The organism is Variovorax paradoxus (assembly GCF_024734665.1).
Classification (GTDB): domain Bacteria; phylum Pseudomonadota; class Gammaproteobacteria; order Burkholderiales; family Burkholderiaceae_C; genus Variovorax.
Genome location: NZ_CP102931.1, coordinates 6,522,331 through 6,547,043 on the forward strand (window position 1 = coordinate 6,522,331; position 24,713 = coordinate 6,547,043).

The following is a 24,713-nucleotide window of genomic DNA, read 5'->3' on the forward strand; positions in this document are numbered from 1 at the left end:
GCTGCACGCGCCGCGCAACTGGTAGGCTGTGCCGGTATACATTCGTTTCTTTCATTCTCCTTTCCCTCCTGCGCCCTCTTCCTGCGCACCCATCGTCCGCGAGCCAGCCAGCAAGCCCCTACAAGATCGTGCCGTCCCGAATTTCTCCTCTCCAAATCAGCGCCTACACGGCGACCTCCGCCGTCGGTGTCGGCAAGGACGTGCTGGCCGACGCGCTCGCCCACTCGCGCAGCGGGCTGCGCGCCAATGACTTCGGCGATGCACCGCTGCCCACCTGGATCGGCCGCGTCGACGGCCTCGAGGAGATCCGCCTGCCCGAATCCCTCGCCCATTGGGACTGCCGCAACAACCGGCTCGCCTGGCTGGGCCTGCATGCCGACGGCTTCATCGAGGCCGTGGCTGCCGCGCGCGAAAAGTACGGCGCCTCGCGCATCGCGCTGATCCTGGGCACCTCGACCGCCAGCATCGGCGAGACCGAGCTGGCCTACACCCAGCTCGACGAGCAGGGCATGTTCCCGGTGAACCAGCGCCGCGCCGCGGTGCACACGCCGCACTCGCTGGCCATGTTCACGCAGCAGGTGCTGGGCATCAGTGGCCCGAGCGAGACCATTTCCACCGCCTGCTCGTCGAGCGCCAAGGTGTTCGCCTCGGCCGAGCGGCTGATCCGCCTGGGCCTGGCCGACGCGGCCGTGGTCGGCGGGGCCGACACGCTGTGCGGCAGCGTGCTGTTCGGCTTTAACTCGCTCGAACTGGTGTCGAGCGAGCCGTGCCGGCCCTTCGACGCCACCCGCAAGGGCATCAGCCTCGGCGAGGCCGCGGGCTTCGCGCTGGTCGAGCGCGTGCAGACCGGCGCCGATGCCGCGCCGCTGCACCTGCTGGGCTACGGTGAGGCGAGCGACGCGCACCACATGTCGACGCCGCACCCCGAGGGCCTGGGCGCCGAGCGCGCGCTCGACGAGGCGCTGGCGCGCGCCGGCCTCACGCCCGAGGCCATCGACTACATCAACATGCACGGAACCGCGAGCCAGAAGAACGACGAGGTCGAGGGCGCGCTGGTGGCGCGCCGCTTCCCGGCACGCACGCATGCCAGCTCGACCAAGGGCTTCATGGGCCACACACTGGGCGCGGCGGGCATCGTCGAGGCCGTCATCAGCCTGCTGGCCATCGAGCGCGGCGTGATGCCGGGCACCGTCAACACCCACACGCTGGACGAAGGCTTCGGCCCGCAGATCAGGCTCGAACCGGCGCGCGGCGAGGTGCGCTATGCGCTGACCAATTCGTTCGGCTTCGGCGGCAACAACTGTTCGCTCGTTTTCGGCAAAGCGGCATGAGCGAGATGAACCAAGCCCCCACGCCCCCGACCCTCTACATCGAAGGCCCCGCCTTCTGGACGCCCACGCTGCCCGGCTGGGAGGCCGCGCGCGCCGCTTTCCGCGGCGAAGGCACGCTGTCCGACCCGCCCGCCAAGCGCCCGTCGCCGCAGGTGCTGGCTCCGGCCGAACGCCGCCGCGCGCCCGACACCGTGGCGCTGGCGCTCGAGGTGGCGGCCGCCGCCCTGGCCGGCTCGGGCCGCAACGCAGCCGACGTGCCCTGCGTGTTCACGTCGGCGCACGGCGACCTGTCGATCAACGACTACATGTGCAGCACGCTCGCGGGCGACCCGAAGATGCTGTCGCCCACCAAGTTCCACAACTCGGTGCACAACGCGGCCGTGGGCTACTGGACCATCGGCACCGGCTGCATGGCGGCCAGCAACGCGGTTTCGGCCTACGAGCACAGCTTTGCCTCGGGCCTGCTCGAAGCTGCGGTGCAATGCGCCTGCGACCAGGAGCCGGTGCTGCTGGTGGGCTACGACGCGCCCACGGTGGGCGCGCTGACCTCCGTCACCGACAGCCGCGGCCTGCTGGCGCTGGCGCTGGTGCTCGCCAGCGAACCGACCGAACGGACCGTGGCGGCGCTCGACTGGTCGCTGGCCAGCAGCGAGAACAACAACACCGCCACGCCGCCGCGCTCGGAGGCCGCGAAGTCGCTCGCCGAAATCAACCCCATGGCACAGGCGCTGCCGCTGTTCGAATCGCTGGCGCACATCGACAATGCCAACGGTTCGGCCCCCATCGACCTGCCGCTGTCTCCCACGCTGTCGCTGCGGCTGCAGCTGAGGCCGCACAGCCGGGGCTGAGTACCGTGCCCCCTGCCCCCGGCGCTATGCTTTTCGCAGCATCGCCGGTTGACAGGGATATTCGAGGTTTACCCAACTTTACGGAGCGTTCAAGCCTGCTTGCTCCCTGTGGACGACCATGAAGCGCATGAGCACCCCCCAACTCCTGATGATCGAAGACGACGCCCGCCTGGCGCAGATGGTGGGCGAATACCTGACGCAGTCGGGCTTCGCGTTCAACCATGCCGGCGACGGCGCCGCCGGGCTCGAGCAGCTGCAGCAGCACGCGCCCGACCTGGTGATCCTCGACCTGATGCTGCCCGACACCGACGGGCTCGAAGTCTGCCGCCGCATCCGCGCGCTGCCCGGCCCGCTGTCGAAGGTGTCGGTGCTGATGCTGACGGCCAAGGGCGACCCGATGGACCGCATCATCGGCCTTGAGATCGGCGCCGACGACTACCTGCCCAAGCCCTTCGAGCCGCGCGAGCTGCTGGCGCGCATCCGCGCCGTGCTGCGCCGCCGCAGCGAGAACGCCACCGAGGCCGAAGCCTCAACGGTGATGCGCTTCGGCACGCTGGAGATCGACCGCAATGCACGCACCGTGTCGGTGGCCGGCGCGCTGGCCGATCTCACCTCCTACCAGTTCGACCTGCTGGTGGCGATGGCCGAACGCGCGGGCCGCGTGCTCACGCGCGACCAGATCATGGAGGCCGTGCGCGGCCGCGAGCTCGAAGCCTTCGACCGCTCCATCGACGTGCACATGGGCCGCATCCGCGCGGCCATAGAAGTCGACGCGAAGAACCCAAAGCGCATCCTCACGGTGCGCGGTGTGGGCTACGTGTTCGCCAAGCAACAAGACTGAGCGGCTGCCGATGCTGCGCAGCCTTTATTCACGCCACCTCTACGTCCGCATCTGGCTCGCGGTGGTGGGTGGCGTCGTCATCCTCACGCTGATGGCCAACTGGATCGTGCGCGAAGCGGCCGAAGCCGAGCGCGAGCGCTTGGCGCCGGTGCCGCGCAACGTGGTCGTGCTGGACGCACAGGACAAGCCGATCGGCGCGGGCACCGCCCTGCGCGTACCGGGCCAGGGCCTGGAATTCGACGTGACGCTCAGCGACGGCAAGGCCATCACGCTGCGCGTGGCGCCGCGCGAGCGGCCCACCGGTTCCGGCGGCTTCGCGCCGTGGCGCACGCCCTTCGGGCTGGGCTGGATGATCGCGCTGGTGGGCGTGGCGGTGGCATTGGGCGTGTACCCGATCGTGCGGCGCATCACGCAGCGGCTGGAATCGCTGCAGCGCGGCGTGCAGCGATGGGGCGAGGGCGATCTCTCGGTGCGGGTGACCGAAGAAGGGCAGGACGAAGTGGCTGATCTCTCAAAACGATTCAACGCGTCGGCAGAACGCATCGAGCAACTGGTGCGTTCGCACAAATCGCTGCTGGCCAACGCCTCGCACGAGTTGCGTTCGCCGCTCACACGCATCCGCATGGGCCTGGAGCTGATGGGCGAGCGCCCGAGCCCGGCCGCTCGGGAAGAAATTTCGCGCAACATTGGCGAGCTCGACCAGCTCATCGACGAGATTCTGCTGGCCAGCCGGCTCGACGCCAGCGAGGCCGACATGGGCACCATCGAGGCGGTGGACCTGACCGGCCTGGCGGCCGAAGAGTGCTCGCAGGTGAACGCCGAACTCGACCTGGCCGAAGGCACCGACAACGCCACGCTCACCGTGCCCGGCGTGTCGCGCCTGCTGCGCCGGGCGATCCGCAACCTGCTGGAAAACGCCCGCCGCTACGGCGCCGGCGAAATCGCGGTGGAGCTGGGCAGTGCCAACGGCTACGCCACCGTGCGCGTCAACGACCGTGGCCCCGGCGTGCCCACGGCCCTGCGCGAACGCATCTTCGAGCCCTTCTACCGCCTGCCAGGCGCCAGCGAGCGCAACGGCGGCGTGGGCCTGGGGCTGGCGCTGGTGAAGTCGATCGCCGAACGGCACGGCGGCACCGTGCGCTGCGAAGACCGGCCCGGTGGCGGCGCGAGCTTCGTGATCCGGCTGCCGGCCGCAGCGCGCGGGCACTGAGTACGCCACCCTCGCCCGCGCAGGGCCGTGGTCAGGTTGGCTCCCAGATGCCAACCTAAAATCCCGCCCCTATGCAGAGATCGCACATCGTTCGGCCCGCGGCCATGTTCTGGGGGCTGGTGGTGTTCATGCCGGTCGGCGTCACCTACCTTTCGGCCATTTTGCTGCTGCTCACCATGCTGGTGGCCGGCGGCTTGCGCGAGCGCTACGCGCGGCTGCGCGCCAACCCGCTGTGGTGGCCGGTGGTGGCGTACCTGGCCTGGACCTTCCTCGTACTGGCCTTCGGGCGGCACTACCCCGAAACCGGCTCCAACCTGTTCCACGGGGTGCGCATCGGCCTCACGATATTGATGGCGATGGCGCTCACGCGCGAAGAAGCGATATGGGCGCTGCGCGGCTTCCTGCTGGTCGCGGCGCTGAATATCCTGCTGATCGTGGCCTATTACGCCATCGGCTTTCCGATCTGGTCGCCGCTGCGCGCGGTGGTCATGGAGGTAGGCAACAAGTCGATCAGCAACGCGCTGCTGTTCAGCGTGGTGGCGTCCACCGCCGCCGTGTGGGGCATTGCACAGATCGCCGCGCACAAGCCGCTGCGTGCCATTCCGGCCTTCGTGCTGCTGCTCGGGCTGGGCTTGGTGGTGGCGCTGCCGCTGACTTCGCGTACCTCGGTGCTTGCCCTCCTTCTGGTGATTCCGGTGGTGTGCATCCACCAGTGGCGCAACCATCTGAAGATGCTGGTGAGCGCACTGGTGCTCGGGACCGTGGTGCTGGGGGCCGGGCTGTATCAGTTGCCGCAGCTTCAGCACAAGGTCGAAACCGGCGTGCAGGAAATCGAAGAGGCGCAGGCCGGCGCCATCTTCAAGGGCAGCTGGGTCATCCGCTACTACATGTACAAGGACACGGGCCTCATGATTGCCGACCGCCCACTCACCGGCTGGGGCATCGGCGGCTGGACCGAGCAGTGGCACAAGCGCGGCCCGGCGCTGTTCGCCGACTCGAACATGCCGCACAACGACTTTCTATGGGTCGGCGCGCAGGGCGGGCTGCCGGCCTTGCTGAGCCTGCTGGTCATCATGGTCGCCGCCGTCTGGCAGGCGTGGAAACGGCCCGACATGGCGGGCCGTTATGCGCTGGCAGCCACGCTGATCGCGCTGATTGCATCGAGCGTGAACTCGGCCATGCGCGACGCGCAGATCGGCCTGGCGCTGCTGTTCATCGCAATGATCTACCTGCGGCTCGCGCAGGAGAAGCAAGACCCGGATCCGTGGCGCGACCTGCTGCCGTCGCGTTGGCGCAAAAAAGAAACCGCCCCTCAGACTGCCTGAAGGACGGTTGCGTCAGCCCGGCTCAGTGCCGCGCCGACACCGTCTCGCCGGCCTTCAGCCGGTACACCGTGCCGCAATACGGGCACTTGGCCTCGCCGGTGCGCGCCACGTCGAGGTACACCTTCGGGTGGTTGTTCCAGAGCTTCATGTCGGCCTTGGGGCTGGGGCAGAACACGCCGCCCTGATGGTTGAGCTCCTTGGCCAGGAGTTCGACGACTGCATTGGTGGACATGGGTTTTCTCAGACTTTCGTGAGCCAGTGGGCGTACTTGGGGTTCTTGCCGTTCACGATGTCGAAGAAGGCAGACTGGATTTTCTCGGTGATCGGGCCACGGGCGCCGCCGTCGCCGCGGTTGCCGATCTCGACGCGGTCGAGTTCACGGATGGGCGTGACTTCAGCGGCGGTGCCGGTGAAGAAGGCCTCGTCGGCGATGTAGACCTCGTCGCGCGTGATGCGCTTTTGCACCAGCTCCAGGCCCAGGTCCTTGCACACGTGCAGGATGGTGTTGCGCGTGATGCCGTTGAGCGCGCCGGCCGACAGGTCAGGCGTGTAGACCACGCCGCCCTTGACCACGAAGATGTTCTCGCCCGCGCCTTCCGACACGAAGCCGCTCGCGTCGAGCAGCAGCGCCTCGTCGTAGCCGTCGTCCAGCGCTTCCATGTTGGCCAGGATCGAGTTGGTGTAGTTGCTCACCGTCTTGGCCTGCGTCATCGTGATGTTGACGTGGTGGCGGGTGTAGCTCGAGGTTTTCACGCGAATGCCGCGCTTCATGCCTTCTTCGCCCAGGTAGGCGCCCCAGGACCAGGCCGCGACCATGGCGTGGATCTTGTTGCCCTTGGGGCTCACGCCGAGCTTTTCGGAGCCGATCCAGATCAGCGGGCGCAGGTAGCAGCTTTCGAGCTTGTTCTCGCGCACCACCTGTTTCTGGGCCTCGTTGAGCTGCTCGGGCGTGAACGGGATCTTCATGCGCAGGATCTTGGCGCTGTTGAACAGGCGCTCGGTGTGCTCTGCCAGGCGGAAGATCGACGTGCCGCCGTCCGCCGTCTTGTAGGCGCGCACGCCCTCGAAGGCGCCGCAGCCGTAGTGCAGCGTGTGGCTCAGCACGTGGATCTTGGCGTCGCGCCAGTCCACGAGTTCGCCGTCCATCCAGATCTTGCCGTCACGGTCGTCCAGCGAGGGGGGGATCGAGCTCATTTCCTGATTCCTTTGGAAGCGATGGGGGAAGTCGCAAAAGCTTTCGATTTTACGGCCGAGCCCGGAACGGGGTGCCCGACAATGGCCGGTTGTGCAAACCAGTGGAAAAAGGGTTTCCGTGTCCGTATTCAAGAACGTCATCGTCTATCGCATCGAACCTGCCTGGTCCCAAACACTGGCCGAGGCTGAAGAAGGGCTCGGCAAGCAGCGCTTCGAGCCTTGCGGCCCCTCGCAGGAAAAGTCCGCCGGCTGGGTCGAGCCCCGCGGCGAAGCCAACGGCCCGTTGGTCGAATCCATCGACGGCCAGTGGCTTGTCGAATACATGATCGAGAGCAAGACCGTGCCCGGCTCCGTGGTACGCCGCAAGCTCGACGAGCGCTGCGCGCAAATCGAGGCCACCACCGGCCGCAAGCCCGGCAAGAAGGAAAAGAAGGAGCTCAAGGAAGACATCACCCTGGAGCTGCTCCCCATGGCCTTCACGCGCAGTGCGCGCGTGGCGGTGTGGATCGACAAGGCCGAGAACCGCCTCGTGATCAACAGCGGCAACGCCGCGCGCGCCGACGAAGTGGTCACCAGCCTCGTGAAATCGCTCGACGGCTTTGCCGTGGCCCTCATCAACACGCAGATCGAGCCCGCCGCCGCCATGGCCAACTGGCTGCTGACACAAGAGCCGCCGGCCGGCTTCACCATCGACCGCGAGTGCGAGCTCAAGGCCTCCGACGACTCCAAGGCCGTGGTGCGCTATGCCAAGCACCCGCTGGACATCGACGAGGTGAAGCAGCACATCACCGACGGCAAGCGCCCGACGCGGCTCGCGCTGACGTGGGACGACCGCGTGTCCTTCGAGCTGACGCACGGCATGCTGATCCGCAAGATCACCTTCCTCGAAGGCACGGGCGACGGCGCCGCGGGCGGCAAGAAGGAAGACAACTTCGACGCCGACGTGGCGATTGCCACGGGCGAACTGGGTCAGCTGGTGCCGGCGCTGCTGGACGCGCTGGGTGGCGAGGCGGCGTTCTCGGCGGCATTGCCCGACGAAGCGCCGAAGCCTGCTGTGGCAGCCGCGCCCACGACGACGGTGCCGGCCGATGCCCCCGAGGAAGAAGACGCGCCGTTCTGACGCGCCTTCAGCAGCTCAGGCGACCAGGTAGGTCTGCGCCAGTCGCACCCAGCATGCGGCTCCGAGCGGCAGCACCTGGTCGTTGAAGTCATAGCCGGGGTTGTGCACCATGCAGCCCCCGAACTCGCCCTCCCCGTTGCCGAGCAGCAGATAGCAGCCCGGCAGCGCGTCGAGCATCCACGCGAAGTCCTCGCTGCCCGCGAAGCCCCGGGGCACCTTCGTGATGACGTTCGCCTCGCCCACCAGCTCGGCGCAGACCTGCGCCATCAACTGCGTCTCGGCCGCTGTGTTGACCACCGGTGGCACCAACTGGCGGTAGTCGATTTCGGCCTCCACTCCGTGTGCCTGCGCGGTGAGGCTCACGATCTCGCGGATGCGCTGCTCGACCAGCGCGCGCGTCTCGGGCAGCGCCGCGCGCACGTTCAAGCCAAGCGACACCGACTGCGGAATCACGTTGTGCGTGGCACCACCGCGGATGAAACCGACCGACACCACCGCCGTGTCGTCAGGTGCCACGTTGCGTGCCACCACCGTCTGCAGCGCCGTCACCACCGCCGCAGCTGCCGCGACGGGATCGCGCGCGCGATGCGGCATGGCACCGTGTCCACCCACGCCCTTGATCGTGACGTCGGCCACGTCGGACGACAGCGTGACCGGACCTTCGACCGCCAGCACGGTGCCCACCGGCACGCCCGGCGCGTTGTGCAGCGCGTACACCGCATCGCAGGGGAAGCGCTCGAACAGGCCGTCCGCGATCATCGCGCGCGCGCCGCAGAGGTTTTCTTCGTCGGGCTGGAAGATCAGGTTCAGTGTGCCGTCGAAGTTGCGCGCCGTCGCCAGTGCCTTGGCCGCAGCCAGCAGGATCGCAGTGTGGCCGTCGTGCCCGCAGGCGTGCATGCGGCCGGGGTTGCGGCTCGCATACGGCAGGCCGGTGGCCTCGGCGATGGGCAGTGCGTCCATGTCGGCGCGGATGCCGAGGCGGCGCGTGCCGCTGCCGACCTTGAGTTGCGCCACGATGCCGGTCTTGCCGATGCCGGCGTGCACCTCGTAGCCCCAGCTGCGCAGCAGGTTGGCAACGAGTTCGCTGGTGGCGCTCACCTCGAAGCCGAGTTCCGGGTTCGCGTGAATCTGGCGGCGGATGTCGACGAAGGCCTGCGTGTCGATGTCGGCCTGGGGCAGCAGGCGGGACAGGAGCTTCGTGGTCTGGGGGCTGAGTTCGCGGGTCATGTGAAAAGGTTCGTTCTCGGTGAAGTTCTTCGATCAATCAATTAATCAATCGGCCTTGCGTTCGCGCAGGCTCAGCAGCGCGCACAGGCTCAGCACCCCGCAGACCATCATGTAGAAGGCCGGCGACATCGGGTTGTCCGTCTTCGCGAGCAGCCAGGTGACGATGAACTGCGAGGAGCCGCCGAACACCGTCACGCCCACGCTGTAGATCACCGAGATGCCGCTGGCGCGCACGCCGGCCGGCAGCATTTCGAGCAGCATCAGGAACATGGGCGTGGTGCCGATGTTCACGCTCGCGGTCAGCAGCGCCGACAGCGCCAGCACCAGCGGCACGCTCGGGTAGTGGCTGATGATCCAGAACACCGGGTAGACGGCGACAACACTGAACAGCAGCGAGCCGATCACCAGCGGCTTGCGGTTCGGCAGCCTGTCGGCCAGCCGACCCGCCACCAGCGACACCACGAACAGCGTGATGCCCGTGACGCAGCCCGACAGCAGCGACAGCGACGGCGGCATGTGCAGCACGCGGATCATGTAGGTGGGCATGAAGAAAACCACGAGGTACATCGTCGCCGTGCCCGCCGTTGTGGCGAGGATGCCCTTGAGCACCGTGCCGCCGTGGTTGCGCAGCAGCCGGCCGACGGGGCTGGATTCATGACTCTCGGCGGTGTGCGTTTCCTCGAGGTGCGCGCGAATGTAGAGCCCCACCGGCGCGATCAGCAGGCCGAGCAGGAACGGCAGGCGCCAGCCCCAGCTTTCGAGCGACGCCTGCGGCAACGCGGCGTACAGCGCGGCGCCCGTGAGCGCGCCCAACAGCGCCGACACGCCCTGGCTCGCCAGCTGCCAGCTCACGCGGAAGCCCCTGCCCTTGACGCCACCGGCCTCCATCAGCATCGACGTGGCCGCACCCACCTCGCCGCCCAGCGAGAAGCCCTGCAACAGCCGGCCCGCCACGATCATCAGCGAGCCGAACACGCCGGCCGACGCATAGCTGGGCGCGAACGCAATGCACAGCGTGCCGAGCACCATGAGGCCGATGGTCAGCGTCATCGCGGCCTTGCGGCCCTTGCGATCGGCGTAATTGCCGATGATCACGCCGCCCAGCGGCCGCATCACGAAGCCGATGCCGAAGGTGGCCACGGCCAGCAGCAGCGAGCCGTACGGGCTGTCGGAGGGAAAGAACAGCTTGCCGATCAGCAGCGCGAAGAAGCTGTAGACGGTGAAGTCGTACATCTCCAGCGCATTGCCCAGTGAGCAGGCGGCGATCAGGCGGAACTGGCTCTGCCTTCCCTTGCCTTGCACGGAAGCAGCGGTGGCTGGTGAAGGGCCCCGGATCGGGCTTGCGGGCAATGCGGCTTCGCTCATCTAATGTCACTCCACGAACAGGTTGCGGGGGGCCGGATCGGCCTCTGGCGGCGGAGTATTCAGGCAAAGCGCCGTGGCAAAGAATCACAAATTTTCATGCTGATAACCAAACGGCATCCCCGTCATAAACCGGCACCGGAAGCCATCGGGACAACCACCAAGACGCCTTTTTTCGGGAGATCGGCACCACGATGAAGCTGCAACAGTTGCGCGTTCTGCTGGCGGTGGCACAGCACGGCAGCATCCATGAGGCGTCGCGCAGCCTGCACACCACGCAGCCCGCGCTGTCGAAGACCATTTCGGAACTGGAGCGCGAACTCGGCGTGACGCTGATGTCGCGTTCCACGCGCGGCGTGAGCCTCACGGCCTACGGCGTGGCGCTGGTCAAGCGCGCGAGCCTGGTCGAGCAGGAACTGCGGCATGCGCTCGAAGACATCGAGGCGATCCGCGGTCACGACGAGGCGCAGCTCAACATCGGCTTCACCGCGGTGGCGTCGAGCGGGCCGCTGCCCGATGCGATGGCTTCGTTTCGCCAGCGCTTTCCCAACGTGGCGATGCGCGGCTTCGAGCTGCGGCCGCAGCAGATCTTCGAAGGCCTGCGCGAGGGCCGGCTCGACCTGGGACTGGTCTCCACCTGCAACGGGCCGGGCACCAGCGCCCTCCAGTGGGAGCCGCTTTTTTCAGTGGCGATGCACCTGAGCGTGCGTGCCGGCCACCCGCTGCGGCGCGTGCGCAAGCTGCAGCCGCTGCTCGACGCCGACTGGCTGGTGCTCGACCCCGTCGACGACGCCGGCAGCCCGCTGGTGAGCACGATGCGCATGCACGGGCTCGAGATGCCCCGGCGCATGGTGCACAGCGCCTCGAACCTGCTGGGCCTGCAGCTGGCCACGCAGACCGACCTGATCAGCATGTGGTCGGATTTCGTCTTCCATGGCGCGGGACCGCTGCGGCTGCAGCCCGGCCTGCTGGAGAAGCTGCCGATCACCGATGCGCTGCCGGACTTCGACGTGTTCCTGGTCTACCGCTCGGCCGACCTCATGACGCACGTGTGCACCGAGTTCGTGAAGGAAGCGCGCCACCATGCGAAGGCGAATCCGCCGTGGCGACAGCCGCGCCGCAAGGCGGGCGCGGGCTGATCAGGCCGCGGGGGTCTGCGTGCTGTTGTCGTCTTCGGGCGCCGTTTCGGGCCGCGTCATCGCCCAGCTCTGCAGCTTGCCGCCGTTGAACACGGTGTCGACGTACGAGCCGCCGCCGTCGGTCCAGCGGTAGTGCTCGGGCTGCTCGTCCTTGGGTGAGCGCAGCTCGCCGAGGGCGCGCGTCATCGCGATCACATGCATCAGCGTCACGCCCGGCTTGAGCTTGGCATTGAGCATCACGGCGCTGGCCACATAGCCCACCGGCCGTTCGGCCGCGCGCTTGAGCACCTGCATCGCGCGGTTGAAGTGCAGCAGCAAGAACATCACGATCGCGCCGCCAGCCAGGGCAACACCGCCCCAACCGCCGCTGCGCCAGGCCAGCCCCAGGAGAAGGATGGCGCCCACGGGCACCAGAAGTTTCTTGAAATCCATGGCGCGCATTGTCGCCGCCCCGGGGCAGGCGCCGAAGTAGCGGCCCTGACTACCCCTGGGCGCGCTGGACGGTACTCACCCCGAAAAGCGCATGGCACGTGAGTGCCACGCGGCACATTTCGCTTCACGGGCACAGCAAGCCCGGGCCACCGAAAAGCGTATGACCATCCCGCGTTCCGTCACCTTCGTTCGTCTCACCCTCGTCGGCACGGCGATCAGCAGCATGGACGGCCGCGAACAGTTTCAGGGAGAGGCAACCCGGGTCGCAGGCTCGCAAGGCACCGGCGTGGCGGCGAACGCCACCGGCAGCCGCAGCGGCGACCCGGAGTGCCAGTACACGATGAACCCGGCCACGTTGGGCAGCGGCCAATGCGTACCCAGCAGCGGACCGGCGTTCACGAAACACATCGGGGGATAGGGAGGGTAGCCCGGCGCGTCACAGGCGCGCCGGGCATTTTTTTCCGGTGATCAATCGAGGCGGCGGACCACGTCCATCGCCTCTTCGATGCGTTCGACGGGGTGGATCGTCAAACCTTCGATCTCTTTCGTGCCCTTGCGCGGCGCATTCGCCTTGGGCACCACGGCCACGCTGAAACCCAGCTTGGCCGCTTCGCGCAAACGCTCCTGCCCGCGCGGCGCCGGTCGCACTTCGCCGGCCAGCCCCACTTCGCCGAACGCGATGAAGCCCTTGGGCAGCGGCTTGCCGCGCAGGCTCGACGTAATGGCCAGCATCACGGCCAGGTCGGCCGCAGGCTCGCTGATGCGCACGCCGCCCACCGCGTTGACGAACACGTCCTGGTCCATGCAGGCCACGCCCGCATGGCGGTGCAGCACGGCCAGCAGCATGGCGAGACGGTCGCGGTCCAGGCCCACCGACAGGCGGCGCGGGCTGGGGCCGCCGTTGTCGACCAGCGCCTGGATTTCCACCAACATCGGCCGCGTGCCTTCGAGCGTGACCAGCACTACGCTGCCGGGCACCGGCTCGGGGTGCTGGCTCAGGAAGATCGCGCTCGGATTGGTCACGCCCTTCAGGCCGCGCTCGGTCATGGCGAACACGCCGATTTCGTTGACCGCGCCGAAGCGGTTCTTGATGGCGCGCACGAGGCGAAAGCTCGAATGCGTGTCGCCCTCGAAGTACAGCACCGTGTCGACCATGTGTTCGAGCACGCGCGGGCCGGCGAGCGCGCCCTCTTTCGTCACGTGCCCCACCAGCACCACGGCCGTGCCGCTGGTCTTGGCAAAGCGCGTGAGGTGCGCCGCGCATTCGCGCACCTGCGCCACCGAGCCGGGGGCCGAGGTGAGCTGGTCTGAATAAACCGTCTGGATCGAGTCGATCACCGCGATGGCGGGGCGCGTGGCGTCAAGCGTGGCGATGATTTTCTCGAGCTGGATCTCGGCCAGCACCTGCACCTGCGAGTGATCGAGGCCGAGCCGCCTGGAGCGCAGCGCCACCTGCGAGCCGCTTTCCTCGCCCGTCACGTAAAGCGCGTTCTGCCCTGCCCGCTGCAACGCATCGACTGCCTGCAGCAGCAGCGTCGACTTGCCAATGCCCGGGTCGCCGCCGATCAGCGTGACACCGCCCGAGACGATGCCGCCGCCCAGCACGCGATCGAGCTCGTCGATGCCGGTGGGCGTGCGCGCGATGTCGGTCGCCTCGATTTCCGAAAGAGTCGCGAGCTCCGACGCGCCCGCGAGCGACGCGAACTGCGTGCCGAAGCGATTGTTGGCCGGCCCGTTGCTCGCGCCCGCGACCTGCTCGATGAGTGTGTTCCAGGCGCCGCAGCTCGGGCATTTGCCGAGCCACTTGGGGCTGGTGCCGCCGCATTCGCTGCAGACGAAAAGTGTTTTGTCCTTGGCCATGCGGCGAGTTTAGGTGTCCGCACAAACCCTGATACGCGGTGCCTTGGAAAGAAACGGCCAATCATTTAACATGTTAAGTAATTTCGGAAGAGACAAGCCTTGAGCACGACATTCACGCACCGCAATTTGCCGCGCCTGCTGCTGCAGGCCCGCGAAGCCGTGATGGCCCACACCCGGCCCAGCCTGCGCGAGCACGCACTGTCCGACCAGCAATGGCGCGTGCTGCGCGTGCTGGGCGAGCACGGCGCGGTCGACACCGGCCGGGTCGCGCGCGAAGCCTTCATCCTCGGCCCCAGCCTCACCGGTGTGCTCGCGCGCATGGAACGCGACAACCTCATCACCCGCGCCCGCGATCCGGCCGACCAGCGCCGCACCGTGGTCGAGGCCACGCCGCACGGCATGAAGCTCGTGAAGCGCCTGTCGACCAGCATCGAGTCGCACTACGAGTGGATGGAGAAGTCGCTCGGCAAGGCCAAGCTCACGCAGCTCTACGGGCTGCTCGACGAACTGATCGCACTGGAGCAACCCTCGCCATGAGCCATTTCCTCCCCACAGGCACGGTGTACGGCACCTTGCTGAACTTTCGCGCCGAAGTGGATGCGCTCGCGCCGCAGATGACGCAGCCGCCCTACAAGGCGCCGCCGAAGGCACCCGTGCTCTACGTGAAGACGGCCAACACCTGGAGCCCGCACGGCAGCGACATCACCGTACCGGCAGCAGTGCCCGAGGTGGAAATCGGCGCCAGCATCGGCATGGTGATCGGCGCCGAGGGCGACGTCGAAGGCTTCGTGCTGATGAACGACCTGTCGATTCCGCATGCGAGCTTCTTCCGCCCGCCGGTGAAGTTCAAGTGCGTCGATGGCTTCCTGGGCATCGGCGCCGCGCTGCGCGACGCACAGGAGGTTGCCAACCCCGCGAACTTCCGCGTCGAGGTGCGCATCAACGGCGAACTGAAGCAGTCCATCGACTTCTCGCAGCTCGTGCGGCCGGCGCAGCAGTTGCTCGCCGACGTCAGCGACTTCATGACCCTCGCTCACGGCGACGTGCTGATGCTCGGCTGCGATCTCGGCCGCCCGCTCGCCCGCGCGGGCGACCGCATCGACATCTCCGCACCGGGGTTCGAGACACTGAGCAACACGCTGGTGAAGGAAGCCGCATGAAGCACGCACGCGTCATCTTCGAAGGCCGCGAGCACACCGGCACGAGCCACGAGTTCAACGGCCAGCCGGATGCCGCCGTGCGCCTGGACGACGGCCGCGTCGTACCGCAGGACCAGCTCATCTGGCTGCCCCCGCTCGCGCCGACGGCACGCCCCCGCACCATCCTCGCGCTCGGCCTCAACTACGCCGACCACGCGAAGGAGCTCGAATTCAAGGCGCCCGAAGAACCCCTCGTGTTCGTCAAAGGCCAGAGCACGCTGATCGGCCACCGCCAGCACACGCACCGCCCGGCCGACGTGAAGTTCATGCACTACGAATGCGAGCTCGTCATCGTCGTCGGCAAGACCGCGAAGAACGTCAAGCGCGACGATGCCTACGACTTCATCGGCGGCTACACGGTGGCCAACGACTACGCCATCCGCGACTACCTCGAGAACTGGTACCGCCCCAACCTGCGCGTGAAGAACCGCGACACCTGCACGCCGCTGGGCCCGTGGTTCATCGATGCCGCCGATGTGGCCGACCCCATGGCGCTCGCGCTGCGCACCACCGTCAACGGCACGGTCACGCAGCAGGGCAACACGCGCGACATGATCTTCGACGCGCCCTTCCTCATCGAGTACTTCAGCCGCTTCATGACGCTGTCGCCGGGCGACCTGATCCTCACCGGCACGCCCGACGGCGTGGTCGATTGCCAGCCGGGCGACGTCGTCGTCACCGAGATCGAGCGCGTCGGCGCGCTTCAGAACACCATTCAAGGAAAAGCATGAGAGTCGATCACCTGATCAACGGCAAGAGTGTCGGCGGCACTGACTACTTCGAAACCGTCAACCCCGCCACGCAGGAAGTGCTGGCCGAGGTCGCCTCGGGCGGCGAAGCCGAAGTGAACGCGGCCGTGGCCGCCGCCAAGGAAGCCTTTCCGAAGTGGGCCGGCATGCCCGCGCCCGAGCGCGCGAAGCTGATACGCAAGCTCGGCGACCTGATCGCCAGGCACGTGCCCGAGATCGCGCAGACCGAAACCAACGACTGCGGCCAGGTCATCGCGCAGACCGGCAAGCAGCTCATTCCACGCGCGGCCGACAACTTCTATTACTTCGCCGAGATGTGCACGCGCGTGGACGGCCACACCTATCCCACGCCCACGCACTTGAACTACACACTGTTCCATCCGGTGGGCGTGTGCGCGCTCATCAGCCCGTGGAACGTGCCCTTCATGACGGCCACCTGGAAGGTCGCGCCCTGCCTGGCCTTCGGCAACACGGCCGTGCTGAAGATGAGCGAGCTCTCGCCGCTGACGGCCGCGCGCCTGGGCGAGCTGGCGCTCGAAGCCGGCATTCCGCCCGGCGTGCTGAACCTCGTGCACGGCTACGGCAAGGAAGCGGGCGAGCCGTTGGTGGCGCACCCCGACGTGCGCGCCATTTCGTTCACCGGCTCTACAGCCACGGGCAACCGCATCGTGAAGAGCGCGGGCCTGAAGAAGTTCAGCATGGAGCTGGGCGGCAAGAGCCCCTTCGTGATCTTCGACGACGCCGACCTCGACCGCGCGCTCGACGCGGCCGTGTTCATGATCTTCAGCAACAACGGCGAACGCTGCACGGCCGGCTCGCGCATCCTGGTGCAGCAGTCGATCTACGCCGACTTCGCGGCCAAGTTCGCGGAGCGCGCAAAGCGCATCACCGTAGGCGACCCGCTCGACGAGAAGACCATCGTCGGCCCGATGATCTCGCAGGCCCATCTGGCTAAGGTGCGCAGCTACATCGAGCTGGGCCCGAAGGAAGGCGCGACGCTGCTGTGCGGTGGCCTCGAAGCGCCGGGCAACCTGCCCGACCGCGTGAAGAAGGGCAACTACGTCGTGCCCACCGTGTTCGCCGATGTCGACAACCGCATGAAGATCGCGCAGGACGAGATCTTCGGCCCGGTCGCCTGCCTGATTCCGTTCAAGGACGAGGCCGATGCCATCCGCCTCGCCAACGACATCCAGTACGGCCTCTCCAGCTACGTGTGGACAGAGAACATCGGCAAGGCGCACCGCGTGGCCGCAGCCGTGGAAGCCGGTATGTGCTTCGTCAACAGCCAGAACGTGCGTGACCTGCGCCAGCCCTTCGGCGGCACCAAGGCCTCGGGCACGGGCCGTGAAGGCGGCACCTGGAGCTATGAAGTGTTCTGCGAGCCGAAGAACGTGGCGGTGTCGCTGGGCTCGCATCACATTCCGCACTGGGGCGTGGCGTGAGCATGCAACGCCGCACGCTGCTGCAAGGCGTGGCCGCATTCGCGGCCCTGCCCTCGCTGGCGCGTGCACAGGGCACGTGGCCCAACAAGCCGATCCGCGTGATCGTGCCCTTCACGCCCGGCGGCACCACCGACTTCGTGGCTCGCCTCGTCGGCGTAGAGCTGTCGAAGACGCTGGGCCAACCCGTGATCGTCGACAACAAGCCCGGAGCAGGCACGGTGATCGGCGTCGATGCGGCCGCCAAGGCCGCACCCGACGGCTACACCTTCGTCTGCGTGGCCAACAGCTTCACGGCCAACCAGACGCTGATCCGCAAGCTGCCCTACGACACGCAGAAAGACCTGCGCCCCGTGGCGCTCATGGGCATGTCGGAGCACGTGCTCGCCACGCATCCGAACAGCGGCCTCAAAACACTGGCCGACCTGCGCAACGCAGCCAAGGCGAAACCGGGCACGCTGAGCTTTGCCTCCTTCGGCAACGGCACCTCCGCGCACCTCTCGGGCGAGATGCTCAAGCTGCAGATGGGCCTGGACATCGTGCACGTGCCCTACAAGGGGCAGGGCCCGGCGTTGACCGACCTGCTCGGCGGGCAGGTGACGATGATGTTCGGCAACTGGCCCGAGTTCCGCAGCCACATCCAGAACGGCAAGCTGGTCGCGCTGGGCATGGCGACAGCGCAGCGCTCGCAGTACGCACCGGCCATACCCACACTGGCGGAACAGGGTGTGCCCATCGAGTCCAATTCGTGGAACGGTCTGCTGGCGCCCGCCGGCACGCCCGACGCCGTGGTGCAGCGCATGAACGCCGAAGTGAACCGCGCGCTGGCGGGGCCGGTGGTGGCGGAGGCCTTCCACAAGGGAGGCATCGCGTCGCTGTCGGGCACGCCGGAGCGCTTCGCGGCCTTCATCCAGAGCGAGATTGCGAAGTACGGCGACGTGATCCGCAAGGCCAACATCCGGGTGGAGGGCTGAACGATGAGCCTCTATGCGATGCAGAAATTCCTGTTCGCGCTGAATCGCGAGCAGGAAGTGCAGCGGCGCTATGCCGAAGGTGGCGAGACGCGCGCGGCGCTGCTGGGCGCCTATGACTTCACTCAGGAGGAGCGCGAAGCCATCGACACCGGCGACATCGGCAAGCTCTACGTGCTCGGCTGCAATGGCCAACTGCTGATGCACTTCGCGCCTTTGCTCGGCATTCCATGGGCCGACTACCTCGAAGCCATGCGCGAAGGCGTACGCAAATACGGCCCCGTGCGCGCGGGCATCTATGCGATGACAACCGGCACAGACGAAAAGGTGGCAGGCGTATGAGTCTCGTATTCGCAGGCGTGTGCAGCCATGCCCCCGGCATCACCGGCCGCGCGCACCTTGCCGATCCGGCGGTGAAGGACGAGTTCCACGCGCAGTTCCACCGCTTCGGCGAGGCGATGCGCGCGACGAAGCCCGACGCGGTGATCGTGATCGCCGCCGAGCACTTCGCGAACTTCTTCATGAACAACATGCCGGCCTATGCGATCGGCATGGCCGACAGCTACGAAGGCCCGATCGAAGACCCGAAGTGGCTGGGCATCGAGAAGCACAAGATCCCCGGCAACGCCGCGCTGTCGCAGCGCCTCATCCGCGAGGTGATGCAGACGGTGGACGTGGCCTACGCGGAAGAGTGGAAGTTCGACCACGGCATCATGGTGCCGCTGAACTTCCTCACGCCGGAGTTCGACACCAAGATCATCCCCGTCAACATCAATTGCCAGGGCCCGCCGCTCACGCCGCTGCACCGCGCCTGGGCTTTCGGCGAGGCGCTGCGCCGCGCCTGCGACAAGGCACCCGAGCGCATCGCGCTGGTGGGCACGGGCGGCATCTCGCACTGGCCGGCCACGCCCGATTCGGGCAAGGTCAATGCCGAATGGGACGCCGAGTTCATGAAGCGCTGGTGCGCCAACGACCGCGATGGCCTGCTCTCGCAGGACGACTACGGCGACGAAGCCACCTACCGCGAAGCGGGCCAGGGCGGCTTCGAGATCCGCACCTTCATCAGCGTGGCTGCAGCCGCGCGCGGCAAGGGCGAGATCCTTCACATGAAGGCCATCCCCATCTTCGCGGTGACGTGCACCGCCGCGACGATGTCGGTCGAATGAACGGAGAGCACCCATGCCCCATCTCGTGATCCTCTACACGCCGAACATCGAAGCCGAGACCGACATGTCGGCGCTGTGCCGCACGCTGGCCGACACCATGCTGAAGCAGCGCGACGAGGCCGACAAGCCGGTGTTCCCCATCGGCGGCACGCGCGTGCTGGCCTACCCTGCCGCGCATTACGCGGTGGCCGACGGCAAGGCCGACTACGCCTTCGTCTATCTCAACATCCGCATGGCCGCGGGGCGCTCCGAGGCGGTGAAGAAGAAAGCCGGCGACGAGCTGCTGGCCGACGTGCGCGCGCATTTCGCGCCGATCTTCGAGAAGCGCCACATCGGCATCACGCTGCAGATCGACGAAAGCCCGGGGCAGGTGTACGACGGCAAGCACAGCAACCTGCATCCACTGTTCAACAAGTCATAAGAAGCGAGCCGACATGCTGTCCAAAGCCACCATCGCCCAACTGGCCGCCGAGCTGCACGAAAGCGAAAAGTCGCGCGTGCAGGTCGAGCACTTCTCCAAGCGCTTTCCAGAGATGACCATCGAGGACGGCTATGCCATCTCGCGCGAATGGGTGAAGAACAAGATCGCCGAAGGGCGCGTCGTGCGCGGCCACAAGATCGGCCTGACCTCACGCGCCATGCAGCAGTCCAGCCAGATCGACGAGCCCGACTACGGCACGCTGCTCGACGACATGTTCTTCGAGCAGGGCGGCGACATTCCGTTCAAGCGCTTCATCGCGCCGCGCATCGAGGTGGAGCTGGCCTTCATCCTCGGCAGGAAGCTGCAGGGGCCGAACGTGACCATCTTCGACGTGCTGGCCGCCACCGACTACGTAGTGCCCGCCATCGAGATCATCGACGCGCGCATCGAGCAATTCGACCGCCACACCAAGGCGCCGCGCAAGGTGTTCGACACCATCTCCGACAACGCGGCCAATGCCGGCATCGTGATGGGCGGCCGGCCGGTGAAGCCCGATGCAGTGGACCTGCGCTGGGTGAGCGCGCTGCTCTACAAGAACGGCGTGATCGAGGAATCGGGCGTGGCCGCGGCCGTGCTCAACCATCCGGCCACCGGCGTGGCGTGGCTCGCGAACAAGCTGGCGCCGTGGGAAGAATGCCTGGAGGCCGGCGAAGTGGTGCTGGCCGGCTCGTTCACGCGACCCACCACGGCCGTGCCGGGAGACACCTTCCACGCCGACTACGGCCCGCTCGGCGCCATCTCGTTCCGCCTTGTCTGAAAGAAGAAAGACGCCATGCACACCCCCATCAACACCTTCAAGCAGGCCCTTCAATCGGGCAAGCCCCAGATCGGTCTCTGGGTCGGACTGGCCGACGGCTATGTTGCCGAGATCCTGGCCGGCACCGGCTACGACTGGCTGCTGGTCGACGGCGAGCACGCGCCCAACGACGTGCGCTCGGTGCTCGCACAGCTGCAGGGCATCTCCAGCGCGTGGTCGGCACAGGCGGAGGCGGAGCGCTCGCATCCCATCGTGCGCATTCCGGTCGGCGACACCACGCTGCTCAAGCAGTACCTCGATATCGGCGCGCAGACGCTGCTGGTGCCGATGGTCGACACGGCCGAGCAGGCCGCGCGGCTGGTGCAGGGCATGCGCTACCCGCCCGAAGGCATCCGAGGCATGGGCAGTGCGCTGGCGCGTGCCTCGCGCTGGCAGGCCTACCCGAACTACCTGCACGAAGCCAATGCGCAGACCTGCCTGCTGGTGCAGGCCGAGACGGTGGAGGCGATGAAGAACCTCGACGCCATCGCGGCCACGCCGGGCGTGGACGGCGTGTTCATCGGGCCGGCCGACCTGTCGGCATCGATGGGCTTCGTGGGCCAGCCGAACCACCCCGAGGTGCAGGCCGTGATCGCCGACGCCATCGCGCGCATCCGCAAGGCCGGCAAGGCGCCGGGCATCCTGTCGACCACCGAGGAACAGGCGCGCAAGTGGCTCGCGGCCGGCGCGCTGTTCGTGGCGGTGGGCGTGGACACCATCGTTCTGGCGGCGGCGGCGAAGCAGCTGTTGGCGAAATACAAGAATCTCACGGCAAGCTCTGGTTCATCGAGCTACTGAGTGGTTCTTGGGTGTCGCTCCGTAGAAACGCATGCTAAATTTGACGTACGTTAAATACATCGTACTTCAATGAAAATCAACCCAGGCGGAGCGCTCGCGCTCGAAGACATCGTGGGCAGGGACACCTTGGTGGCCGAGGTCATGGACATCCTCGAGACCCAAAGCCTGCAGCTCGTCGCAGAGCGGCGCATGGGCAAGACCCATGTGCTCAGCAAGCTCGAGGCACAGCAACGCGACGGCTGGGTCATGGTCAAGCGCGACTTGGAAGGCGTGCGCAGCGCCGGCGAGTTCGTCCAATACGTTCTGGCCGATCTTCACCCCCTGCTCGGCAATCTCAAGAAATTCAGGGAATGGCTCGCGAGCATCGGCTCAGAAGCGTCCGGGTTGAAGATCGGTCCAGTCACGCTTCCGAACTTCGCCGCCAAGAGTTGGAAGCAGGGCTTGGTCGATACCCTGGCCCACCTGAGTGAATCTGTGCAGACGCAGTACGTGGTTTTCCTCTGGGACGAACTGCCCATGATGCTGCAAAACCTCGCGAAGACCGCGCCGCAGGAGGCGATGGAACTGCTGGACGTGCTGCGCAGCATTCGCCAGGAAAACGCCAAGGTCCGGATGGTGTTCACCGGCTCGATCGGTTTGCACCACGTCGTGCGGCACTTGAAGCAGCAGGGCTACGTCAATGCACCGGTCAATGACATGGTCACGATGGAGGTTCCGCCTCTTGCACACGCCGACGCGACGTCTCTCGCACTTCGGCTGTTCCAGGACAACCGCATCGCCTTGGCCGACGATGCCGTGGCCAGCGTGGTGGCGGCGGAAGTCGACAACATCCCGTTCTATATTCACCATGTGCTGAGAGAGTTCAAGTCGAAGCACGCCGGGTCGGCACATCGAGTAACCGCCGACGATGTACGCAAGGAAGTGGCCGATGCCATCCGGTCGGCGCGCGACCCCTGGCACCTGAAGCACTACGAAGAACGAACGCGTGAGTACTACGCCAGCGATCGCCCAGCTTGCCATGCGCTGCTGGACGCGGTGGCCTCCGCCGAAGGCGCGATGTCGATGCAATCCGCCATCAACCGTGCGAAGAGCGCCGTTCCGGCGCTGGACCGCGAGAGCTGGCTCGAACTGACGCACCTGCTCGAACGCGACTACTACGTCGTGCGCGACCCGGACAGCGGCGAACTTCACTACAAGTTCAGCATCGTGGCACGCTGGTGGCGTTGGCACCGCGGTGTGTCCACGACGGAAGGCGGCGCCGCATGAGCAAGAGGACTGATCTACCCGCTCCGCAGACACCCATGACGCAGAAGGCGTTGTACCTGTCGCACTTCACACCCAGCATGATGCAGCCCGAAACGCTGCAGCAGATGCTGGTGCAGCGGCAACCCCTGATCGACGCGTGCTACGACGATATCGTGCACAGCGTGACGACCCGTGCCAAGCACCACTACCTCTTCGTCGGTCCGCGCGGCATCGGCAAGACCCATCTGATCTCGCTGCTGCACCACCGGCTTTCGACATCGAAGGAAATCCGGGAGCGGGGCTTGATTGCCTGGATGCGCGAAGAAGAATGGGGCGTCACCAGCTTCTTCGAACTGGTGTTGCGCATTCTTCGCATGCTGGACCAGCAAGCCCCCGGACTCGATATCGCGGCGCGTACCGCGGCGTTGTATGAATTGACGCTCAAGCAGGCTGAGGTGCAGGGCACGTCGCTGCTGCAGGAAGTCCTGGCCGACAAGACTCTGGTCGTGCTGCTCGAAAACCTCGACGACCTGTTCGATCAATTGGGTGACGCCGGGCAGCGCCAGTTCCGGGCTTTCATCCAGAACCATCCGCAACTCGTTCTGGTTGCGACAACCCCTGCGTTGTTCGCGGGCGTGAGCCTGCAGAAGTCGCCGTTCTACGGCTTCTTCGACATCCAGGCGTTGAAGGCATTCAGCCTCGAGGACGTCGTCGACCTGCTACAGAAGATCGCGGTGGAGCGCGGCGACAGTGCCCTGGCCGACTTCATCGAGACGCAGGAGGGCCGTGCACGCATTCGCGCGGTGCACCACCTCGCGGAAGGCAACCCTCGCATCTACGTGATCTTCGCCCAGTTCCTGAGCCGCGAGGCACTCGACGAACTGGTGCAGGCGGTGATGCACACGCTGGACGAGCTCACGCCCTACTACCAGGCGCGCATGAAAGAGCTTTCGGGGCAGCAGCGAAAGATCGTGGAGTATCTCGTGAGCTATCGAGGCGCCGCGCCAGTCAAGCAAATCGCAAAAGCTTGCTTCATCACGCATCAGACTTGTTCCGGCCAACTCAAACAACTGCGCGAAAAGCGCTATGTGCGCTCGATCGAAGAAGGACGAGAAAGCTACTACGAACTGACTGAGCCACTCATGCGCCTTTGCATGGAAGTTAAGCAGCAGCGCGGCGAGCCGATTGGACTGTTCGTAGAGATTCTCCGCATCTGGTACACGGAAGCGGAGCTTTACCGCTGGTTGAACGAGGACGGGACCAAGGGTCGCATTGAAGAGCAGTATGTACGTCGCGCATTGGATCTGATCAAGGAAAGTGAAGGCATGGATCCCGTGCTCAGCGCGCAATTCGAAGAGATTTCAAGATGCGCTGCCGCAAAAAACATAGAACAGCTGGAGCGGATTCAAGACGAGATCCTTTCCACGACGCCAGTAGGTCTGGCATCTAGAAGAATGCGCGCTGTCGTAGTGCTCGGCATGTCGATTGCCAACCCTAGCCTAGAGAGCAAGATCAGAGCCGAACTCGATGACATTGCAGAGAAATTAAGCGACGCCAATGCAGAACTTGGCAGTCGCCTCTCGAGATCGAACGCCATAGCGCTGTACGTCGGGCACCTCCTGGCGACTTTCGGCCTTATCAAGCTTGACGAAACCAAAGCCGACCTGGCCGTATTCAACCTCACGAAGCAGCTGCTCAAATTTCCTTCACACGCCGCTGTTGCCCTGCTTCGTGCGATCGCAATCACTGTCGACTCAGAGACGCCGAGAGCATTTATAAGAAAAATATTTGAAACCCTTGACGACCCATCCATGGAGAGGTCTGCCTCCAAATTCGTACAGATTCTCAAGAGAGTGACTAGGGCGGCTTCACAGTGGAAAGACACCGGTGACGAGAAGCACCTATTGGCGCTACCAAGAGAAGAACGCAGTCTCGTATTGACTCTTCAACATGAGTAACTTCAACCGAATCACTCTTACT

General features: G+C 66.1%; 26 protein-coding genes. 20 read left to right on the forward strand and 6 right to left on the reverse strand.

All coding sequences use genetic code 11. From position 1 onward, the window contains the following. The first annotated feature begins 128 nt into the window (after nt 1-128). The 5 genes from NWF24_RS30500 to NWF24_RS30520 all read left to right on the forward strand — a co-directional run bounded on the left by NWF24_RS30500 (nt 129) and on the right by NWF24_RS30520 (nt 5,555). Nucleotides 129-1,331, forward strand: coding sequence for a beta-ketoacyl-[acyl-carrier-protein] synthase family protein (locus tag NWF24_RS30500; protein WP_258351786.1), 1,203 nt, complete (start codon nt 129-131; stop codon nt 1,329-1,331). Between the two features lie 5 nt (nt 1,332-1,336). Continuing rightward, a complete protein-coding gene (locus tag NWF24_RS30505; RefSeq protein WP_258351787.1) occupies nt 1,337-2,179 on the forward strand; it encodes a beta-ketoacyl synthase chain length factor in 843 nt (280 codons plus the stop codon). Nucleotides 2,180-2,297: 118 nt separating this feature from the next. Next, nucleotides 2,298-3,020 carry a response regulator transcription factor gene (locus tag NWF24_RS30510; protein WP_093053372.1) on the forward strand — a complete coding sequence of 241 codons (723 nt, stop codon included), beginning with the start codon at nt 2,298-2,300 and terminating at the stop codon, nt 3,018-3,020. Between the two features lie 10 nt (nt 3,021-3,030). Continuing rightward, nucleotides 3,031-4,230, forward strand: coding sequence for an ATP-binding protein (locus NWF24_RS30515; protein ID WP_258351788.1), 1,200 nt, complete (start codon nt 3,031-3,033; stop codon nt 4,228-4,230). A gap of 71 nt (nt 4,231-4,301) precedes the next feature. Next, the gene (locus tag NWF24_RS30520) at nt 4,302-5,555 is read left to right on the forward strand and encodes an O-antigen ligase family protein (protein ID WP_258351789.1); all 1,254 of its coding nucleotides are present in this window, start codon (nt 4,302-4,304) and stop codon (nt 5,553-5,555) included. Between the two features lie 22 nt (nt 5,556-5,577). Here the strand turns inward: NWF24_RS30520 and NWF24_RS30525 are convergent, their stop codons facing one another. Then, complete coding sequence (locus tag NWF24_RS30525) at nt 5,578-5,787, reverse strand: zinc-finger domain-containing protein (RefSeq protein WP_130426560.1); 210 nt, start codon at nt 5,785-5,787, stop codon at nt 5,578-5,580. 8 nt (nt 5,788-5,795) lie between these two features. Next, nucleotides 5,796-6,749: a branched-chain amino acid transaminase gene (locus NWF24_RS30530; protein ID WP_093053364.1), complete on the reverse strand. Its 954-nt coding sequence runs from the start codon at nt 6,747-6,749 to the stop codon at nt 5,796-5,798. A gap of 118 nt (nt 6,750-6,867) precedes the next feature. On the opposite strand from NWF24_RS30530, the gene NWF24_RS30535 reads away from it, so the two are divergent. Then, nucleotides 6,868-7,869, forward strand: a complete 1,002-nt coding sequence (locus NWF24_RS30535; protein WP_258351790.1) for a recombination-associated protein RdgC — start codon at nt 6,868-6,870, stop codon at nt 7,867-7,869. A 15-nt stretch (nt 7,870-7,884) separates the two neighbouring features. Here NWF24_RS30535 and NWF24_RS30540 read toward each other — a convergent pair whose 3' ends face one another. Both NWF24_RS30540 and NWF24_RS30545 read right to left on the reverse strand, forming a co-directional pair. Next, nucleotides 7,885-9,096, reverse strand: a complete 1,212-nt coding sequence (locus tag NWF24_RS30540) for a M20 aminoacylase family protein (protein ID WP_258351791.1) — start codon at nt 9,094-9,096, stop codon at nt 7,885-7,887. Nucleotides 9,097-9,141: 45 nt separating this feature from the next. After that, nucleotides 9,142-10,461, reverse strand: coding sequence for an MFS transporter (locus NWF24_RS30545; RefSeq protein ID WP_258351792.1), 1,320 nt, complete (start codon nt 10,459-10,461; stop codon nt 9,142-9,144). Nucleotides 10,462-10,652: 191 nt separating this feature from the next. On the opposite strand from NWF24_RS30545, the gene NWF24_RS30550 reads away from it, so the two are divergent. After that, nucleotides 10,653-11,597 carry a LysR family transcriptional regulator gene (locus tag NWF24_RS30550; protein ID WP_258351793.1) on the forward strand — a complete coding sequence of 315 codons (945 nt, stop codon included), beginning with the start codon at nt 10,653-10,655 and terminating at the stop codon, nt 11,595-11,597. On the opposite strand, the gene NWF24_RS30555 is transcribed toward NWF24_RS30550, so the two are convergent. Next, nucleotides 11,598-12,038: a glycerate kinase gene (locus tag NWF24_RS30555; RefSeq protein WP_258351794.1), complete on the reverse strand. Its 441-nt coding sequence runs from the start codon at nt 12,036-12,038 to the stop codon at nt 11,598-11,600. 151 nt (nt 12,039-12,189) lie between these two features. Between NWF24_RS30555 and NWF24_RS30560 the strand changes: the two genes are divergently transcribed. Continuing rightward, the gene (locus NWF24_RS30560) at nt 12,190-12,447 is read left to right on the forward strand and encodes a hypothetical protein (protein ID WP_258351795.1); all 258 of its coding nucleotides are present in this window, start codon (nt 12,190-12,192) and stop codon (nt 12,445-12,447) included. Nucleotides 12,448-12,497: 50 nt separating this feature from the next. On the opposite strand, the gene radA is transcribed toward NWF24_RS30560, so the two are convergent. Next, nucleotides 12,498-13,889 carry a DNA repair protein RadA gene (gene radA / locus NWF24_RS30565; protein ID WP_258351796.1) on the reverse strand — a complete coding sequence of 464 codons (1,392 nt, stop codon included), beginning with the start codon at nt 13,887-13,889 and terminating at the stop codon, nt 12,498-12,500. A gap of 99 nt (nt 13,890-13,988) precedes the next feature. Between radA and hpaR the strand changes: the two genes are divergently transcribed. The 12 genes from hpaR (at nt 13,989) to NWF24_RS30625 (ending at nt 24,691) form a co-directional block, all read left to right on the forward strand. Further along, a complete protein-coding gene (gene hpaR, locus NWF24_RS30570; RefSeq protein WP_093053341.1) occupies nt 13,989-14,426 on the forward strand; it encodes a homoprotocatechuate degradation operon regulator HpaR in 438 nt (145 codons plus the stop codon). Further along, nucleotides 14,423-15,049 carry a fumarylacetoacetate hydrolase family protein gene (locus tag NWF24_RS30575; protein ID WP_258351797.1) on the forward strand — a complete coding sequence of 209 codons (627 nt, stop codon included), beginning with the start codon at nt 14,423-14,425 and terminating at the stop codon, nt 15,047-15,049. The genes hpaR and NWF24_RS30575 overlap by 4 nt, the downstream gene beginning before the upstream one ends. Next, nucleotides 15,046-15,819, forward strand: coding sequence for a fumarylacetoacetate hydrolase family protein (locus NWF24_RS30580; RefSeq protein ID WP_258351798.1), 774 nt, complete (start codon nt 15,046-15,048; stop codon nt 15,817-15,819). The genes NWF24_RS30575 and NWF24_RS30580 overlap by 4 nt, the downstream gene beginning before the upstream one ends. Next, a complete protein-coding gene (gene hpaE / locus NWF24_RS30585; RefSeq protein ID WP_258351799.1) occupies nt 15,816-17,279 on the forward strand; it encodes a 5-carboxymethyl-2-hydroxymuconate semialdehyde dehydrogenase in 1,464 nt (487 codons plus the stop codon). Before NWF24_RS30580 ends, hpaE begins: the two co-directional genes overlap by 4 nt. Before the next feature lie 2 nt (nt 17,280-17,281). Beyond that, entirely contained in the window at nt 17,282-18,250 is a 969-nt protein-coding gene (locus NWF24_RS30590; protein WP_258355386.1) for a tripartite tricarboxylate transporter substrate binding protein, read from the forward strand. 3 nt (nt 18,251-18,253) lie between these two features. After that, nucleotides 18,254-18,589, forward strand: a complete 336-nt coding sequence (locus tag NWF24_RS30595) for an aromatic ring-opening dioxygenase subunit LigA (protein ID WP_258351800.1) — start codon at nt 18,254-18,256, stop codon at nt 18,587-18,589. Continuing rightward, nucleotides 18,586-19,413 carry a DODA-type extradiol aromatic ring-opening family dioxygenase gene (locus tag NWF24_RS30600; protein ID WP_258351801.1) on the forward strand — a complete coding sequence of 276 codons (828 nt, stop codon included), beginning with the start codon at nt 18,586-18,588 and terminating at the stop codon, nt 19,411-19,413. The genes NWF24_RS30595 and NWF24_RS30600 overlap by 4 nt, the downstream gene beginning before the upstream one ends. A 13-nt stretch (nt 19,414-19,426) precedes the next feature. Next, the gene (locus NWF24_RS30605; RefSeq protein WP_125948719.1) at nt 19,427-19,834 is read left to right on the forward strand and encodes a 5-carboxymethyl-2-hydroxymuconate Delta-isomerase; all 408 of its coding nucleotides are present in this window, start codon (nt 19,427-19,429) and stop codon (nt 19,832-19,834) included. Nucleotides 19,835-19,847: 13 nt separating this feature from the next. Next, nucleotides 19,848-20,651: a 2-oxo-hept-4-ene-1,7-dioate hydratase gene (gene hpaH / locus NWF24_RS30610; protein ID WP_258351802.1), complete on the forward strand. Its 804-nt coding sequence runs from the start codon at nt 19,848-19,850 to the stop codon at nt 20,649-20,651. A 15-nt stretch (nt 20,652-20,666) separates the two neighbouring features. Next, nucleotides 20,667-21,488, forward strand: a complete 822-nt coding sequence (gene hpaI / locus NWF24_RS30615; protein WP_258351803.1) for a 4-hydroxy-2-oxoheptanedioate aldolase — start codon at nt 20,667-20,669, stop codon at nt 21,486-21,488. A gap of 69 nt (nt 21,489-21,557) precedes the next feature. Beyond that, nucleotides 21,558-22,754: a hypothetical protein gene (locus NWF24_RS30620; protein ID WP_258351804.1), complete on the forward strand. Its 1,197-nt coding sequence runs from the start codon at nt 21,558-21,560 to the stop codon at nt 22,752-22,754. Nucleotides 22,755-22,789: 35 nt separating this feature from the next. Then, nucleotides 22,790-24,691, forward strand: coding sequence for a hypothetical protein (locus tag NWF24_RS30625; RefSeq protein WP_258351805.1), 1,902 nt, complete (start codon nt 22,790-22,792; stop codon nt 24,689-24,691). Nucleotides 24,692-24,713 lie beyond the last annotated feature (22 nt).

Bases quoted from the DNA above. Each gene is read 5' to 3' on its own strand.
- NWF24_RS30505 (WP_258351787.1), top strand. From the start codon at position 1,337: ATGAACCAAGCCCCCACGCCCCCGACCCTCTACATCGAAGGCCCCGCC.
- NWF24_RS30510 (WP_093053372.1), top strand. From the start codon at position 2,298: ATGAAGCGCATGAGCACCCCCCAACTCCTGATGATCGAAGACGACGCC.
- NWF24_RS30515 (WP_258351788.1), top strand. From the start codon at position 3,031: ATGCTGCGCAGCCTTTATTCACGCCACCTCTACGTCCGCATCTGGCTC.
- NWF24_RS30520 (WP_258351789.1), top strand. From the start codon at position 4,302: ATGCAGAGATCGCACATCGTTCGGCCCGCGGCCATGTTCTGGGGGCTG.
- NWF24_RS30525 (WP_130426560.1), bottom strand. From the start codon at position 5,787: ATGTCCACCAATGCAGTCGTCGAACTCCTGGCCAAGGAGCTCAACCAT.
- NWF24_RS30530 (WP_093053364.1), bottom strand. From the start codon at position 6,749: ATGAGCTCGATCCCCCCCTCGCTGGACGACCGTGACGGCAAGATCTGG.
- NWF24_RS30540 (WP_258351791.1), bottom strand. From the start codon at position 9,096: ATGACCCGCGAACTCAGCCCCCAGACCACGAAGCTCCTGTCCCGCCTG.
- NWF24_RS30545 (WP_258351792.1), bottom strand. From the start codon at position 10,461: ATGAGCGAAGCCGCATTGCCCGCAAGCCCGATCCGGGGCCCTTCACCA.
- NWF24_RS30550 (WP_258351793.1), top strand. From the start codon at position 10,653: ATGAAGCTGCAACAGTTGCGCGTTCTGCTGGCGGTGGCACAGCACGGC.
- NWF24_RS30555 (WP_258351794.1), bottom strand. From the start codon at position 12,038: ATGCGCGCCATGGATTTCAAGAAACTTCTGGTGCCCGTGGGCGCCATC.
- NWF24_RS30560 (WP_258351795.1), top strand. From the start codon at position 12,190: ATGACCATCCCGCGTTCCGTCACCTTCGTTCGTCTCACCCTCGTCGGC.
- radA (WP_258351796.1), bottom strand. From the start codon at position 13,889: ATGGCCAAGGACAAAACACTTTTCGTCTGCAGCGAATGCGGCGGCACC.
- NWF24_RS30575 (WP_258351797.1), top strand. From the start codon at position 14,423: ATGAGCCATTTCCTCCCCACAGGCACGGTGTACGGCACCTTGCTGAAC.
- NWF24_RS30580 (WP_258351798.1), top strand. From the start codon at position 15,046: ATGAAGCACGCACGCGTCATCTTCGAAGGCCGCGAGCACACCGGCACG.
- hpaE (WP_258351799.1), top strand. From the start codon at position 15,816: ATGAGAGTCGATCACCTGATCAACGGCAAGAGTGTCGGCGGCACTGAC.
- NWF24_RS30590 (WP_258355386.1), top strand. From the start codon at position 17,282: ATGCAACGCCGCACGCTGCTGCAAGGCGTGGCCGCATTCGCGGCCCTG.
- NWF24_RS30595 (WP_258351800.1), top strand. From the start codon at position 18,254: ATGAGCCTCTATGCGATGCAGAAATTCCTGTTCGCGCTGAATCGCGAG.
- NWF24_RS30600 (WP_258351801.1), top strand. From the start codon at position 18,586: ATGAGTCTCGTATTCGCAGGCGTGTGCAGCCATGCCCCCGGCATCACC.
- NWF24_RS30605 (WP_125948719.1), top strand. From the start codon at position 19,427: ATGCCCCATCTCGTGATCCTCTACACGCCGAACATCGAAGCCGAGACC.
- hpaH (WP_258351802.1), top strand. From the start codon at position 19,848: ATGCTGTCCAAAGCCACCATCGCCCAACTGGCCGCCGAGCTGCACGAA.
- hpaI (WP_258351803.1), top strand. From the start codon at position 20,667: ATGCACACCCCCATCAACACCTTCAAGCAGGCCCTTCAATCGGGCAAG.
- NWF24_RS30620 (WP_258351804.1), top strand. From the start codon at position 21,558: ATGAAAATCAACCCAGGCGGAGCGCTCGCGCTCGAAGACATCGTGGGC.
- NWF24_RS30625 (WP_258351805.1), top strand. From the start codon at position 22,790: ATGACGCAGAAGGCGTTGTACCTGTCGCACTTCACACCCAGCATGATG.